This window comes from Burkholderia sp. KL41 (genome assembly GCF_057005415.2).
The window spans coordinates 1,099,357-1,113,466 of the sequence record NZ_CM174446.1; the positions used below are offsets into that span (position 1 = coordinate 1,099,357).

The following is a 14,110-nucleotide window of genomic DNA, read 5'->3' on the forward strand; positions in this document are numbered from 1 at the left end:
ATGAGAAGAACCGCAATCGCCATCGCGCTCGTCGCGATCACGCTGGCCGGGTGCATCGTCGTGCCGGCGCGGCCCGTGTACTACCGGCCGGCACCCGTCGTGATCTACTGAGCGTCGCGCGGGCCGGGCTGCGCCGCGCCGTTCGTCCCGGCCGCGGCCGGCTCGTCGTCGTGCGGCGCCGGCGCATTGGCGGCGCCTTCGGTCGGCGCGGTGGCGGGCGGCACTTCACCACCTTCGTCGCGCAGCGTGTCGAGCGGGTCGGCGGGCGCGGCGGCCGCATCCTGCGGCTCGGTGACGCCGGTTGCCACCGTCGCGCTCGCCGCGGCTGCCGCAGCCGGTTCCGCGGCCGCGACGGGCGGCGCGAGATAGCGCAGCGCGAGCGTTTCGTAGAGCGGCGGCGCGAAGAAGCGCGATACGCGGCTCGACACCAACGCGGTGGCCATCAGCGAAATCACGAGCGCGTGGCCGTTGATCATCTCCATCACGATCACGAACGACGTGATCGGCGACTGCGTGACGGCCGCCATGTAGCCCACCATCGCGAGCGCGATCAGCATCGGCAGGCTCATGTTGCTGAACACGATGTGCAGCAGGTTGCCGAACCCTGCGCCGATCGACAGCGACGGGGCGAAGATCCCGCCGGGGATGCCCGGCAGGTACGACGCGACCATCGACACCATTTTCAGGAACGGGTAGAACACCGACAGATGCTGGCTGCCGTCGAGCAGGCCGCGTGCTTCGGCATAGCCGCTGCCGAAGGTCGTGCCGCCCGATACGAGGCCGACGACGGCGATCGCGAATCCGCACAGCGCGGCGAACGCGATCGGCCGCTCGCGATACAGGCCCAGCAGCCGCGCGGGCAGCCAGCGCCCCGTGTTGAGCAGCAGCCAGCAGAACAGCCCGCCCGCGATCCCGGTCACGATCGCGGTGACCAGCACGGCGAGCGCCAGCAGTTTCGGGAAATGGGGGCCGGCATCGATCGTACCGAAATACGTGTAGTTGCCGTTCAGGCCGAGCGCGACGACGCCGGCGAGTATGATCGCGGTGATCAGCACGCCGCTGGCGCGCGCGGAGAAGCTGCGCGTCAGCTCCTCGATCGCGAATACGATCCCGGCGAGCGGCGTATTGAACGCGGCCGACAGCCCGGCCGCCGCGCCGGCGAGCACCAGTTGGCGTTCGATCTGCGCGTTCGAGCGCGGGTAGAAGCGCCGCAGGTTGAACATCAGCGCCGCGCCGACCTGCACGGTCGGCCCTTCGCGGCCGATCGTGAAGCCGCCCAGGATGCCGAGGAACGACACCAGCACCTTGCCGAACAGGATGCGCAGCGTCAGCAGCCGGGAGCCGAACGCGCTCGGGCGCGCGTGCAGCGTCGCGATCACCTGCGGGATGCCGCTGCCCTCGGCGCCGCGGAAGAAGCGGCGCGTGATCCATACCGACACCGCGGCGATTGCCGGCGTCAGCAGCAGCGGCAGCCACGCGGCGTGATCGCGCATCGTGCGGAAGCTTTCATAGCCCCAGTCGATCAGTCGCGCGTAGAGCACGGCCGCGAGGCCGACGACGATCGCGCCGAGCCAGAAAACGCCGTACTGGCGCCAGATTCTCAACGAGCGACGGGTGAGGGCGGGAAACAGGGCGGGAAGGGCGGCAAGAGCGGGGCGTGGCATCGGCGGGGCCATCGGGCAAAGGACACATTATAAAAAGGAACCGGGGTCGCACAGTGGGCGACAGGGTTTCGCAAGCTTGTAGCATTTCGTTGCAAATGTAATTCAGGAGTAATGTTCGCGGCGGGTATCCGTCGTTAGCATCCCCAAATGGCTCGCTCTTCCCCGCAAACGTGAAACGCATCCTCATCGTGAAAGTGACGTCGCTCGGCGACGTCGTCCAGACGCTGCCTGTCGTGGCGGATCTGCATCGCGCCTTTCCCGGCGTAACGGTCGACTGGGCGGTGGACGAATCGTGCGCGGAGGTCGTGCGCTGGCATCCGGGCGTCAGCCATGTCCTTTGCGCGCCGCTGCGCCGTTTCAAGAAGATGCGCAATCGCGGCGACCTGAAGGCGATCTCGGCGTCGATCAGCGCGCTGCGGGCGCACCGCTACGATGCGGTGATCGACCTGCACGGCGTCTACAAGAGCGCGATCATTTCGGTGCTGGCGCGCGCCGCGCGCCGCATCGGCTACCAGACGCAGGATCTCGGCGAAACGGGCGCACGCTTCGCGTATTCGCATCGCTTCGGCCCGCGGCCGGATTGCGATGCGTGGCACGGGATGCGCGTGAGCGCCGGCGAGGCGCTCGGTTACGCGCCCGAGGGTGTCGCCATGTACGGCATCGTTCCGCCGCAGGATGCGAACCTGCCGACGGCCGTGACCGACGGCGCACCGTTCATGCTGTTGTTCCATGCGACGTCCAACCCCGACAAGAAATGGCCGGCCGACCACTGGGCCGCGCTCGCCACGCAGATGATGGCGCGCGGCGTGCGCGTGCTGTTGCCGTGGGGATCGGCTGCCGAGCACGACGACGCGCAGGACATCGCCGCGCGCGCGCCGGGGGCGGTCGTGCTGCCCGCGATGACGGTGCGCGAACTCGGCGCGGCGCTTGGCCGGGCTGCGCTCGTGGTGGGGGTCGATACGGGGTTCGTGCACATGGCGCACGCGTTGCAGCGGCCGACCGTGATGATCTTCGTCGCGACGTCGCGACACCATTGCGGGATCGGCGGCGCGCCGAATGCCCTGTCCATCGGCGAGCCGGGCACGGTGCCGTCGGTCGAGGAGGCGCTGGACGCGATCGATGCGGTCTGCCCGGCCTACGGCGCGCTGCACGCGCGACTGACCGCCTGACGAAGCGGGGCGGGCCGGTTCAGGCGAGTAGCGCCTCGACCGTGACGACGGCGGCGATCGCCGCCAGGTTCGCCAGCAGCGCCTCGAACACGAGGCCGCGCCACGTCTTCGGCCGGAAGCGCAGCGCGAGCAGGAGCGCGCCACCGAGCGCAAGCGCGAGGATCAGGACGAGATCGGCATTGCCGAGGCGGATGTTCATGGCGGCGGCTCCTTCGAGGCGGGATCCCGGGGGCGCGCGGCGGCGCACCCAGGATCGAGTATAGGCAGCGCCGGCCTCCGCACAACCCGGGTCGCCCCGGAGCATCAGACGAGCGACGCGTCGCGCGTTTCGCGCATCAGCAGCACACCGATCAGGCTGATGGCCGCCGCAACCGATACATACCCGCCGACCCACGACAGCCCACCGCGCGCCGCCAGCAGTTGCGCGATGTACGGCGCGATCGACGCGCCGAGGATCCCGCCGAGGTTGTACGCGACCCCCGCGCCCGTATAGCGGACGTTGGTCGGGAACAGTTCCGGCAGCAGCGCGCCCATCGGCGCGAACGTCACGCCCATCAGGAACAGCTCGATCGTCAGGAACAGCGCGACGAGCGGCATCGAGCCGCTGCCGAGCAGCGGTTCCATCGCGAAACCCGACAGCAGTGCGGCGATCGCGCCCACGACCAGCACCGGTTTGCGGCCGAAGCGATCGGATGCCCACGCGGACAGCGGCGTCGCGAGTCCCATGAACACGACCGCGAAACACAGCAGGCCGAGGAAGCTCTGGCGCGGAATATGCAGCGCCGACACGCCGTACGACAGCGAAAACACCGTCGAGATGTAGAACAGCGTGTAGCAGACGACCATCGCGAGCGCGCCGAGCAGCGTCGGCTGCCAGTGTTGCGTGACGAGGGTCGCGACCGGCACGCGTACGCGCTCGTTGCGATCGAGCGCGGCCTGGAACGCGGGCGTTTCGGTGATCTTGAGTCGCACGTACAGGCCGAGCGCGACGAGCACCGCGCTGACCAGGAACGGGATGCGCCAGCCCCAGCTGCGGAACTGCTCGTCCGACAGCGACAACGCGAGCGCGAAGAACAGGCCGTTCGACATCAGGAAGCCGACCGAGGGCCCGAGCTGCGGGAACATGCCGAACCAGCCGCGCTTGCCCTGCGGCGCATGCTCGGTCGCGAGCAGCGCGGCGCCGCCCCATTCGCCGCCGAGGCCGATCCCCTGGCCGAAGCGCAGCACGCACAGCAGCACCGGCGCGAGCGTGCCGATCGCGTCGTAGCCGGGCACGAAGCCGATTGCGGTGGTGGATACGCCCATCACGAGCAGCGACGCGACGAGCGTCGATTTGCGCCCGATGCGGTCGCCGAAGTGCCCGAACAGGAACGAGCCGATCGGGCGCGCGATGAATGCGATGCCGAACGTGACGAATGCGGACAGCGCCTGTGCGGTTGCGGAGCCGTGCGGAAAGAATACGGGGCCGATGACGAGCGCGGCAGCCGTTGCGTACACATAGAAATCGTAGAACTCGATCGCGGTGCCGATGAAGCTCGCGAACACGATGCGCCGGTGGCTGACGGCGCCGGCCGAACCGGTTGCGTGTGCAACGGTCGGGGGGGATGCGGACATGGATGTCTCCGTTTTGTCGTTAGGGCGGTCGGCTGGGTGTGCGGTCGGACAGGCGGACGCCTGCCGGGGGCAGCCGAGCGGATGATGCGGTAGCGGCGTGGACGCGCGCCGTGGCGCGGACGTCACCCGCCGGTCGACGATGGAGACGGGTACGTCGCCGCCGCCCGGTGCCGGCGTGGTCGGCTCGCATGCCGGGTGGGGCGCACGAACGCGCGCGCGGCGTGATGGCCGCGCGATTGCGGAAAATTATAGCCAGCGCTGCCGCGCACCGGCAATCGCGGTGCGGCGGGCCGGTCAGTCGATCGATTGCGCCTGCGCCGACGCGGTGCTTTGCAACTGAAAATGGCCGTCGTCGTTGAAGAGCCAGCCTTCCATCATTTCGAGCCGGCCGTTGCCGTCGAGCAGTCGCGACGGTGGCGGCGGCAGCGGTGCCGAGCGGCGCAGCGACGCGAGCGCGAGCGCTTCCGCTTCGCTGTCGCCGTTGCTGCGATAGACGGACGCGTTGACGAGCCGGCCGCTGCCATCGACGGTGAAGGCCACGACGACGAGCGAACGGAGCATGGCCTGCGGCGTGCCGTGCAGCATGCCGGACGGATTGCGTTCGGCGACACGCTGCGCGATTTCGACGCGGTATTGGTCGAGGCTGCCACTGCGTGTGATCGACGGAATCGTCAGGATCGAGTGCAGCGACGGAGGCGGCGTGATCGTGCACGCCGCGAGCATGGCGACGACGGCCAGTGCAACTGCACGCAGCCGGTCGACGCGCGAACGGGAAAGGGGGCGCATGGGAGGCTAGCCAGAAGTGACTATAAAAAAATGATAGGTGCACGGGCGCGAGCCGGCATCGGGAGAAACACATAACGGGCGATGCCGGGTGTCGCGATCGCTGATGGCGAGGCAGCGTGCGCCCGCGTATCGCGATGTGACGTGACATGTGACGGCACGCTCGCGCGGCTGTTGCACGTGCGTATCCCGGCGCGCGTGTTGCACGGTTGAAAGCAAGGCGAGGAACGCGACCGGCGCGCAGGCGCTTGGCGACGGTTCGGCAGCGCGCATCGGTTGTCGCGGGCTGCACCGCGGCGGATGCCCGCGCAATCGTCAGCGACGCGTGCCGCCCGGTTCAGAAACCGTGCGTGACGAGTGACAGGACCGACAGGTCGGGGTGCGTGCCGTCGATGATGCTCTTGCCGACATGCACGGCTTCGTGGACGGCTTCATCGAGGCTTGCGAAGCTTTCCTCGCCGTCCGCATGGAACGGTACCGCGTGGCCGGGTAACGCGGGATTCGCGCCGGGATGGCATACGTAGCCGGTGTAGGTGTAGCGCGTGTCGCTGCCGGGCACGGCAGCCGGCACGACATGGACCTCGAAGCCTTCGTAATCGACGTGTTCCGTCGGTATCGACAGTTCGGTCATGGCGATCTCCGTGTACCGCACGCAGGGGTGGCGCGCGCGGCATCGAGTACGCGGCGGCGGTCGTGTCGCCGTGTTGATCGAATTCTAGGTGATCGAGCGGCTGGCCGGGAGGCTTCCGGCGCGCTGCGGCGCGATGACGGGCTGCTGCCCGTGCCGGTGGCTCGGATGCCGCGCGAGAACCCGGCGCGAACGCACGTGCCGTTTCGACGAACGGGTTCGTGCGCGGCGCTGCATCATTGTTTGCAGCGGGCGTCCTTGCGCTGCACGACGATGATCACCGGGTATTTCTGGCCGTGGTCGAGCTCCACGCGTGCCACGACGGTGAGCGTCGCCGGATCGGAATCGTCGTACACGCTCACCTGTTCGTTGCGCAGATAGGTCACGCCGGTGCAGTTCGACGTGCGTCCGTCGTCACCCACCTTGCACTGGAGGTCGTTGTCTTTCAGGTAGTTGTACGGCGACGGGCTCGCGAGGTATTCGCTCAGGCCGCGCGGCGAGCCGCCGACGCCGGACACGTATGCGATCGCGCACGACGCTTGCGCGTCGCTGCCGGACGCGGTGTCGGCTGCCGCGTGCGTGCTGACGGCCGCGAGCAAGGCGACGAGCGACGAGACGATGAGGGGCTTCATGACGAGGGTTTCCCGTTTCGCGAATCGGAGCGCCGGATTGTAACGGCATCCGGCGGGACGCGTCGGAACGTGGGGGAAAGCCGTACGGGAACCAACAAAAAAACCCGTCATTCGCTGAATGGACGGGGTTTGGCAAACTTCCTGGCGGAAGCGGTGAGATTCGAACTCACGGACAGTTTCCCGTCGCCGGTTTTCAAGACCGGTGCCTTAAACCGCTCGGCCACGCTTCCACACGAGGCGGCATTGTAACCGAAATGCCGCGATCTTCATGCCCTCAATCGTCGCGCAGGAACAATTCCTGCAGGTCGTTGAGGAAACGCTGGCCGAGCGGCGTCGGCGCGATCTGCGCGAAATCGCGTGCGATCAGCCCGCGCCGTTCCGCTTCCTGCAGTGCCGGCTCGATCGTGCTCATCGGCAGGCCGGTGCGCTCGGCGAAGCTGTGCACGGGGAAGCCCTCGACGAGCCGCAGCGTGTTCAGCATGAACTCGAACGGCAGGTCGCGCGCGCCGACTTCACGCTCTTCCTGCACGGCCGTGCCGGCCATCGCCTGCTCGATGAAGGTCGCCGGATGCTTGTAGCGTGCCTGCCGCAGGATCCGGTTCGGGAACGACAGCTTCGTGTGCGCGCCCGCACCGATCCCGAGATAGTCGCCGAAACGCCAGTAGTTCAGGTTGTGCTTGCACTGATGATTCGGCTTCGCATACGCGGACACTTCGTAGCGCCCGTAGCCGGCCTCGGCCGTACGTGCGTGAATCCATTCCTGCATGTCGGCCGACGCGTCGTCGTCGGGGACGACCGGCGGGAACTTCGCGAACAGCGTATTCGGCTCGAGCGTCAGGTGATACAGCGACAGATGCGGCGGCGCGTACGAAAGTGCGGTTTCGATGTCGGTACGGCATTCGTCGAGCGTCTGGTTCGGCAGCGCGAACATCAGGTCGAGGTTGAAGTTGTCGAAGTTCTTCGCGGCGATCTCGACGGCCGCGCGCGCCTGCGCGGTGTCGTGAATCCGGCCGAGCGCCTTCAGGTGCGTTTCGTTGAAGCTCTGGATGCCGACCGACAGGCGGTTCACGCCGCTCGCGCGGAACTGCGCGAACTTCGCGGCCTCGAACGTGCCCGGATTCGCCTCGAGCGTGATCTCGGCATCGGCGTCGAGCGGCAGCAGCGCGCGTACGTCGGACAGCAGCCGGTCGAGGCCGGCGGCCGACAGCAGGCTCGGCGTGCCGCCGCCGATGAACACCGTATGCACCTGCCGGCCCCACACGAGCGGCAGCGCCTGCTCGAGATCGGCGCGCAGCGCGTCGAGATATTCGGTTTCCGGAAACCGTTCGCCTTTCCACTCGTGCGAGTTGAAATCGCAGTACGGGCACTTGCGTACGCACCACGGGAAATGCACGTACAGCGCGAGCGGCGGCAGCGACGTGAGCCGCACCTGGCCGGGCGACGTGAAGGTCGCGACGACGCGTGCGCCGGTTTCCGCGGCCTGGCTCATGCAACCTCCCGCAGCGAAGGGGTATCGGGCATGCTCATGCTTCCTCCGCGAGCCGCGCCAGCAGCGCCTTCAGCGCCAGCGCACGGTGGCTGTGCGTGTTCTTCACGGCCGGTTCGAGTTCGGCGGCCGTCGCGCCGAGCGAAGGCAGATAGAAATACGGGTCATAGCCGAATCCGTGCTCGCCGCGCGGGGTATCGACGATCTCGCCCGCCCAGCGCCCTTCGGCGAACAGCGGCTCGGGGTCGTCCGCATGGCGCACGAGCGCGAGCACGCAGCAGTAGTATGCGCGCCGGTCGTCGACGCCGCGCAGCTGCTCGACGAGATACGCGTTGTTCGCCGCATCGCCCTTGTCGCGGCCCGCGCGCTGCGCATAGCGCGCCGAATAGACGCCCGGCGCGCCGCGCAGCACGCGCACGCACAGGCCCGAATCGTCGGCGATCGCCGGCAGCCCGGTGAGCCGCGACGCGTGACGCGCCTTCGTCAGCGCGTTCTCGATGAAGGTGCCGAACGGCTCGTCCGCCTCGGGCACCGCGAGGTCGCCCTGCGGGACGATCTCGATGCCGACCGTCGAGAACAGCGCGGTGAATTCGCGCAGCTTGCCGGCGTTGTTCGACGCGAGGACGATGCGCGACAGCGGCGCGATGGTGTGGTCGTCCGGCATGTCAGGCGCCCAGCACGTCTTTCTGAAGCTGCACGAGTTCGGCGATCCCGCCTTGCGCGAGGTCGAGCAGCGCGTTCATCTCGGCGCGCGAGAACGGCACGCCTTCCGCCGTGCCCTGGACTTCGACGAAGCCGCCGGCGCCCGTCATCACGACGTTCATGTCGGTATCGCAGCGCGAATCTTCCGCGTAATCGAGGTCGAGCACGGGCGCGCCTTCGTACACGCCGACCGAGATCGCGGCGACGTGGTCGGTGATCGGCGAGCGCGTGAGCTTGCCGGCCGCGATCAGCGTCGACACGGCGTCGTGTGCGGCGACGAACGCGCCGGTGATGCTCGCCGTGCGCGTGCCGCCGTCGGCCTGGATCACGTCGCAGTCGATGTGGATCGTGCGCGGGCCGAGCGCCTCGAGGTCGAACACGGCGCGCAGCGCGCGGCCGATCAGGCGCTGAATTTCCTGCGTGCGGCCGGTCTGCTTGCCGCGTGCGGCTTCGCGGTCGCTGCGCGTGTGCGTCGCGCGTGGCAGCATGCCGTATTCGGCGGTCAGCCAGCCTTGCCCGCGGTCGCGCAGGAAATCGGGCACGCGTTCGGAGACGCTCGCGGTGCAGAGCACCTTGGTGTCGCCGAATTCGACCAGCACCGAGCCTTCGGCGTGTTTCGTGTAGTGGCGCGTGAGGGCGACCTTGCGCAGTTCGTCGGCGCGGCGGCCGCTCGGGCGGGAAACGGAGGACGTCATGTGGGAATCGCGGAACGAGAGGAAACCCCGATTTTAGCGCCGAACGGCGGGCTTGCCCGGCGGGGTGGTTCCCAAAAATGGGATAATGCGCGCTTCCCGCCCCGCGCTTTCCGATGCGCCGGGCGCCTCGACATATCCCCGCCCGCGAGGGCACCCAGACGGCGAGACGAACCATGATCTACAGCATGACGGGCTACGCGAGCGCGACGCGCGAACTCGCGACGGCCACCGGTAACGGCGGCACCAGCGTGTCGGTCGAACTGCGCACCGTGAACTCGCGCTTCCTCGACCTGAATTTCCGGATGCCGGACGACGTGCGCGCGTGCGAACCCGCGCTGCGCGAAATGCTGATGAACAAGCTGTCGCGCGGCAAGGTCGACATCCGCATCAACCTGCAGCGCGGCGAGCAGAGCATCGGCGCCGGCGCGCTGAACCAGTCGGCGCTCGGCCAGCTCGCCGAGCTCGAGCGCTCGGTGCTGGACACGTTCCCGGGCGTCGGCCGCCTGCGCGCGGGCGAGATCCTGCGCTGGCCCGGCGTGATCGCCGAAAGCGGCGTGTCGGCGGAAGCGATCCGCGACGCGGTGCTCGCGTGCGGCAAGGAAGCGATCGGCGAGCTCGTCGTCGTGCGTTCGCGCGAAGGCGCGCAACTGGCGACGATGCTGCTGTCGAACGTCACCGAGATGGAAGCGATCGTCGCGCGCATCACGCCGCTCGTGCCGGAGCTGATCGCGAAGCATCAGCAGAAGATCGTCGAACGGCTGCAGGAAGCGCTCGGGATCGCGGCGCCCGAAGGCGGCGCGACGATCGTCACGCGCGAGGAAGCCGCGGAGCGCATTCGTCAGGAAGTGACGATGTACGGGATCCGGATCGACATCGCGGAAGAGCTGTCGCGTCTCACCGCGCACCTGAACGAAACGCGCCATGTGATCGAGAAGGGCGGCCGCGTCGGCAAGCGTCTCGACTTCATGATGCAGGAACTGAATCGAGAAGCAAACACGCTCGGCTCGAAGGCGGCGGCGAAGGAACTGGCCGACGCATCGATGGCGCTCAAGCTGTTGATCGAGCAGATGCGCGAGCAAGTGCAAAACCTGGAGTAAAAGAGATGAAACGACCCCCACGCTCACTATGTTCGCTGCCCCTCGAGGGGGCGGCCAGCCTCCTTGGGGCGGCCCGGCGGAGGCTGTCATGACCGATTCCCATCGCGACGCCCACGCATCGCATTCGCTGCACGGCGGCGTCTATCCCGGCAACCTGTTCATGGTCGTCGCGCCGTCGGGCGCCGGCAAGTCGACGCTCGTGAATGCGCTGCTGTCGAAGGACAACGACATCTGCCTGTCGATCTCGTACACGACGCGCAAGCCGCGTCCGGGCGAGCAGGACGGCCGGCACTATCACTTCACGACGGTCGAGGATTTCCGCGCGCGTCACGCGGCGCACGAATTCCTCGAGAGCGCGGAAGTGCACGGCAACTACTACGGCACGTCGCGCGTCTGGATCGAAGAGCAGATGAAGAACGGCCACGACGTGCTGCTTGAGATCGACTGGCAGGGCGCGCTGCAGGTGAAGAAGCAGTTCCGCAACGCGGTCGGCATCTTCATCCTGCCGCCGTCGCTCGACGCGCTCGAGGAGCGCCTGAAGAAGCGCGGCCAGGACGAACCGAACGTGATCACGCGTCGCCTGCTCGCCGCCGGCAGCGAGATCGCGCACGCGTCGGAAGCGGAATACGTGGTGATCAACGAGAATTTCGAGCGTGCGCTCGCGGAGCTCGAATGCATCGTCGCGGCTACGCGCCTGCGCTTTGCTTCGCAGTACGCGCGACACACGGAGCTGTTCATCGAGCTCGGCATCCATCTGCCCCACGCGGAATGACGCGGGGGACGAGGGACATAAGGTAGAATAAGGACTATATTCAGAAGGAATTACCAACATGGCTCGCATTACCGTCGAAGACTGCCTGAAGCAAATCCCGAACCGCTTCGAACTGGCGCTCGCCGCCACCTATCGCGCGCGGCAGCTCGCGCAAGGCCATACGCCGAAGATCGAAAGCCGTGACAAGCCGACCGTCGTCGCGCTGCGCGAAATCGCTGCCGGCCAGGTCGGCGTCGAGATGCTGAAGAAGGTGCCGGTGTAACGCGCATCCGGCCCGTTCCAGCCATGTAATCCACGCGCGCAACGACTCGACCTGGAGGCGAATATGAGCACCACCCCATCGTCCGCCTCCGCGGATTCGACCACCGAAGCCACGGCCCAGTCGCCTGCGCGCCAGTACATCGACGCGGTCCTCGAACAGTCCTTCCGGCATCTGTTCGGGCCGACCGCCACACCGGAGCAGCCGCGCAAGCACGGCGTCGTTTCGATCGCGAAACTGACGGCCGTGCTGGCCGAGTATCTCGCTCCGGAAGAAATCAAAGAGGTCAAGGCGGCGTTCCACTTCAGCGACGAAGCCCACCTCGGTCAATATCGCCAGAGCGGCGAACCCTACATCACCCATCCCGTCGCCGTCGCGGAAATCTGTGCCGGCTGGAAGCTCGACGCGCAGGCCGTCATGGCAGCGCTCCTGCACGACGTGATGGAAGACCAGGGCGTGACCAAGAGCGAGCTGGCCGAACGGTTCGGCCCGAAGGTTGCCGAACTGGTTGACGGCCTGTCGAAGCTCGACAAGATGGAGTTCCGCAGTCGCGAGGAAGCGCAGGCGGAAAACTTCCGCAAGATGCTGCTCGCGATGGCACGCGACGTGCGCGTCATTCTCGTCAAGCTCGCCGACCGCCTGCACAACATGCGCACGCTCGGCGCGGTGCCGATGGAAAAGCGCCGCCGCGTCGCGCGCGAGACGCTCGATATCTACGCGCCGATCGCGCACCGCCTCGGGTTGAACAACACGTATCGCGAGCTGCAGGACATGAGCTTCGCGAACTTCAACCCGCATCGCTACGCGACGCTCGAGAAGGCCGTCAAGGCGGCGCGCGGCAACCGCCGCGAAGTGATCAGCAAGATTCTCGAGGCCGCGCAGCGCGCGATGGCCGACGCGAAGATCGACGCCGAGATCACCGGCCGCGAAAAGACCATCTACAGCGTGTACCGCAAGATGCGCGACAAGCAGCTGTCGTTCTCGCAGGTGCTCGACGTTTACGGTTTTCGCGTCGTCGTCGACAGCCCGCTCGACTGCTACACGTGCATCGGCGCGCTGCACGCGTTGTACAAGCCCGTGCCCGGCAAGTTCAAGGACTACATCGCGATCCCGAAGATCAACGGCTATCAGTCGCTGCACACGACGCTCGTCGGTCCGTTCGGCGCGCCGATCGAGTTCCAGGTGCGCACGCGCAAGATGCATGAGATTGCCGAGGCGGGGGTCGCCGCGCACTGGCTGTACAAGAACGGCAGCGCCGATCTCAGTGACGTGCAGAAGCGCGCCCACCAGTGGCTGAAGTCGTTGCTCGACATCCAGAGCGAAGCCGGCGATTCGAGCGAATTCCTCGAGCACGTGAAGATCGACCTGTTCCCCGACGCGGTCTACGTGTTCACGCCGAAGTCGAAGATCATGGCGCTGCCGCGCGGCGCGACGGCGCTCGATTTCGCGTATTCGATCCACAGCGATCTCGGCAACCAGTGCGTGGCCGTGAAGATCAACAACGAGCTGCTGCCGCTGCGCACCGAGCTGAAGAGCGGCGACATCGTCGAGGTGATCACCGCGCCGTATTCGAAGCCGAACCCCGCATGGCTCGGCTTCGTGCGTACCGGCAAGGCGCGCTCGGCGATCCGTCACTACCTGAAGACGATGCGCCTGAACGAGTCGGTGCAGCTTGGCGAGCGGCTGGTCGACCAGAGCCTGAAAGGCTATGGTCTCGCGCTGGCCGATGTCGAGCCGGAGGTGTGGGAGAAGCTCGTGCAGTGGACGGGCAACAAGAGCCGTCAGGAAATCTTCGCGGACATCGGCCTCGGCCGTCGCGTTGCCGCGGTGATGGCAAAGCGCATCGAGGTGCTGATGAGCGGCCGCGACGCGGACGACGATCTGCCGAAGTCCGAGCGGCATCCCGCGCACCATGCGCCGCCGGTCGTGATTACCGGCACCGAGGGGATGTCGGTGCAGTTGTCCGCGTGCTGCCGGCCGATTCCGGGCGACGCGATCATGGGCTACATCGGCATCGGCTTGGGGATGGCGATTCATACGACCGATTGCCGCGTGGCGCAGCGGATTCATCGCCGCGATCCGGGCCGCTGGATCGACGTCGAATGGGCGCCGCAGCCGGGCCGCCTGTTCGATGTCGCGGTGAAGGCGCTCGTGAAGAACACCAAGGGCATCTTTGCGCGCGTGGCGGCGGACATCACGTCGGCCGACGCGAACATCGTGCATATCGCGATGGACGAGGATCTGACACACGAATCGACGGTACTGCGCTTCGTGATCCAGGTCAGCGACCGCGTGCATCTTGCGAACGTGATGCGGCGCGTGCGGACCAATCCGGACGTGATGCGGATCATGCGCGAGCGTTCGACCGACGACGGCGCGCACGCGCGCCATGACGGCGGCATGCGGATCGAGCGCGAGCGGCAGGATTATTGAAGCTTGCCGGCACGAGCGGGCGATTGATCGACGGCGGCCAATATGGCCGCCGTTTTCATTTGTGCGGCACGAAGGGCGAACGTGCGGCGTGGCTGGGCAAGGGCGCCTGTAACCGGGCCGTGTCGTGAGCAAGGGAAGGGGAGGCGGAAAAGAAAAAGGGCTTTCCCGGAGGAAAG

14 protein-coding genes and 1 tRNA gene are annotated in these 14,110 nt (G+C 67.3%); 5 read left to right on the forward strand and 10 right to left on the reverse strand.

Annotated features, from left to right (window positions below; translation table 11 throughout):
- Positions 1-104 precede the first annotated feature (104 nt).
- Positions 105-1,664, reverse strand: a complete 1,560-nt coding sequence (locus PQB87_RS05215; RefSeq protein ID WP_111940476.1) for a chloride channel protein — start codon at positions 1,662-1,664, stop codon at positions 105-107.
- 170 nt (positions 1,665-1,834) lie between these two features.
- Here PQB87_RS05215 and waaC point away from each other — a divergent pair, with 170 nt between their 5' ends.
- Positions 1,835-2,833 (forward strand): lipopolysaccharide heptosyltransferase I, encoded by a 999-nt coding sequence (waaC, locus tag PQB87_RS05220; protein ID WP_489242655.1) that lies wholly within the window; start codon positions 1,835-1,837, stop codon positions 2,831-2,833.
- Between the two features lie 19 nt (positions 2,834-2,852).
- Here waaC and PQB87_RS05225 read toward each other — a convergent pair whose 3' ends face one another.
- The 9 genes from PQB87_RS05225 to rph all read right to left on the reverse strand — a co-directional run bounded on the left by PQB87_RS05225 (position 2,853) and on the right by rph (position 9,373).
- On the reverse strand, positions 2,853-3,032 hold the full coding sequence (locus tag PQB87_RS05225; protein ID WP_021164136.1) for a hypothetical protein: 180 nt from the start codon (positions 3,030-3,032) through the stop codon (positions 2,853-2,855).
- Between the two features lie 104 nt (positions 3,033-3,136).
- Positions 3,137-4,447: an MFS transporter gene (locus tag PQB87_RS05230; protein WP_021164135.1), complete on the reverse strand. Its 1,311-nt coding sequence runs from the start codon at positions 4,445-4,447 to the stop codon at positions 3,137-3,139.
- A gap of 294 nt (positions 4,448-4,741) precedes the next feature.
- Positions 4,742-5,233, reverse strand: a complete 492-nt coding sequence (locus PQB87_RS05235) for an energy transducer TonB family protein (RefSeq protein WP_059685594.1) — start codon at positions 5,231-5,233, stop codon at positions 4,742-4,744.
- A 334-nt stretch (positions 5,234-5,567) separates the two neighbouring features.
- Entirely contained in the window at positions 5,568-5,861 is a 294-nt protein-coding gene (locus tag PQB87_RS05240; RefSeq protein ID WP_027788108.1) for a hypothetical protein, read from the reverse strand.
- Positions 5,862-6,094: 233 nt separating this feature from the next.
- Positions 6,095-6,490: a hypothetical protein gene (locus tag PQB87_RS05245; protein WP_027788107.1), complete on the reverse strand. Its 396-nt coding sequence runs from the start codon at positions 6,488-6,490 to the stop codon at positions 6,095-6,097.
- Positions 6,491-6,632: 142 nt separating this feature from the next.
- Positions 6,633-6,720: transfer RNA gene (locus PQB87_RS05250), tRNA-Ser, on the reverse strand.
- A gap of 44 nt (positions 6,721-6,764) precedes the next feature.
- On the reverse strand, positions 6,765-7,979 hold the full coding sequence (gene hemW / locus PQB87_RS05255; protein ID WP_059498438.1) for a radical SAM family heme chaperone HemW: 1,215 nt from the start codon (positions 7,977-7,979) through the stop codon (positions 6,765-6,767).
- 34 nt (positions 7,980-8,013) lie between these two features.
- Entirely contained in the window at positions 8,014-8,640 is a 627-nt protein-coding gene (rdgB, locus tag PQB87_RS05260) for an RdgB/HAM1 family non-canonical purine NTP pyrophosphatase (RefSeq protein ID WP_021164128.1), read from the reverse strand.
- Between the two features lies 1 nt (position 8,641).
- Positions 8,642-9,373 (reverse strand): ribonuclease PH, encoded by a 732-nt coding sequence (gene rph / locus PQB87_RS05265; protein ID WP_059695881.1) that lies wholly within the window; start codon positions 9,371-9,373, stop codon positions 8,642-8,644.
- A 173-nt stretch (positions 9,374-9,546) separates the two neighbouring features.
- On the opposite strand from rph, the gene PQB87_RS05270 reads away from it, so the two are divergent.
- From PQB87_RS05270 to PQB87_RS05285, 4 genes are all read left to right on the forward strand, one after another.
- On the forward strand, positions 9,547-10,470 hold the full coding sequence (locus PQB87_RS05270; protein WP_021164126.1) for a YicC/YloC family endoribonuclease: 924 nt from the start codon (positions 9,547-9,549) through the stop codon (positions 10,468-10,470).
- 88 nt (positions 10,471-10,558) lie between these two features.
- Positions 10,559-11,242: a guanylate kinase gene (gmk, locus tag PQB87_RS05275; protein ID WP_060060678.1), complete on the forward strand. Its 684-nt coding sequence runs from the start codon at positions 10,559-10,561 to the stop codon at positions 11,240-11,242.
- Positions 11,243-11,300: 58 nt separating this feature from the next.
- Positions 11,301-11,504, forward strand: a complete 204-nt coding sequence (gene rpoZ, locus PQB87_RS05280; RefSeq protein ID WP_006025620.1) for a DNA-directed RNA polymerase subunit omega — start codon at positions 11,301-11,303, stop codon at positions 11,502-11,504.
- Between the two features lie 63 nt (positions 11,505-11,567).
- Positions 11,568-13,934 carry a RelA/SpoT family protein gene (locus PQB87_RS05285; RefSeq protein ID WP_021164124.1) on the forward strand — a complete coding sequence of 789 codons (2,367 nt, stop codon included), beginning with the start codon at positions 11,568-11,570 and terminating at the stop codon, positions 13,932-13,934.
- Positions 13,935-14,110 lie beyond the last annotated feature (176 nt).

Bases quoted from the DNA above. Each gene is read 5' to 3' on its own strand.
- hemW (WP_059498438.1), bottom strand. From the start codon at position 7,979: ATGAGCCAGGCCGCGGAAACCGGCGCACGCGTCGTCGCGACCTTCACG.
- PQB87_RS05230 (WP_021164135.1), bottom strand. From the start codon at position 4,447: ATGTCCGCATCCCCCCCGACCGTTGCACACGCAACCGGTTCGGCCGGC.
- PQB87_RS05285 (WP_021164124.1), top strand. From the start codon at position 11,568: ATGAGCACCACCCCATCGTCCGCCTCCGCGGATTCGACCACCGAAGCC.
- rpoZ (WP_006025620.1), top strand. From the start codon at position 11,301: ATGGCTCGCATTACCGTCGAAGACTGCCTGAAGCAAATCCCGAACCGC.
- PQB87_RS05270 (WP_021164126.1), top strand. From the start codon at position 9,547: ATGATCTACAGCATGACGGGCTACGCGAGCGCGACGCGCGAACTCGCG.
- PQB87_RS05215 (WP_111940476.1), bottom strand. From the start codon at position 1,664: ATGCCACGCCCCGCTCTTGCCGCCCTTCCCGCCCTGTTTCCCGCCCTC.
- PQB87_RS05245 (WP_027788107.1), bottom strand. From the start codon at position 6,490: ATGAAGCCCCTCATCGTCTCGTCGCTCGTCGCCTTGCTCGCGGCCGTC.
- rdgB (WP_021164128.1), bottom strand. From the start codon at position 8,640: ATGCCGGACGACCACACCATCGCGCCGCTGTCGCGCATCGTCCTCGCG.
- gmk (WP_060060678.1), top strand. From the start codon at position 10,559: ATGACCGATTCCCATCGCGACGCCCACGCATCGCATTCGCTGCACGGC.
- PQB87_RS05235 (WP_059685594.1), bottom strand. From the start codon at position 5,233: ATGCGCCCCCTTTCCCGTTCGCGCGTCGACCGGCTGCGTGCAGTTGCA.
- PQB87_RS05225 (WP_021164136.1), bottom strand. From the start codon at position 3,032: ATGAACATCCGCCTCGGCAATGCCGATCTCGTCCTGATCCTCGCGCTT.
- rph (WP_059695881.1), bottom strand. From the start codon at position 9,373: ATGACGTCCTCCGTTTCCCGCCCGAGCGGCCGCCGCGCCGACGAACTG.
- PQB87_RS05240 (WP_027788108.1), bottom strand. From the start codon at position 5,861: ATGACCGAACTGTCGATACCGACGGAACACGTCGATTACGAAGGCTTC.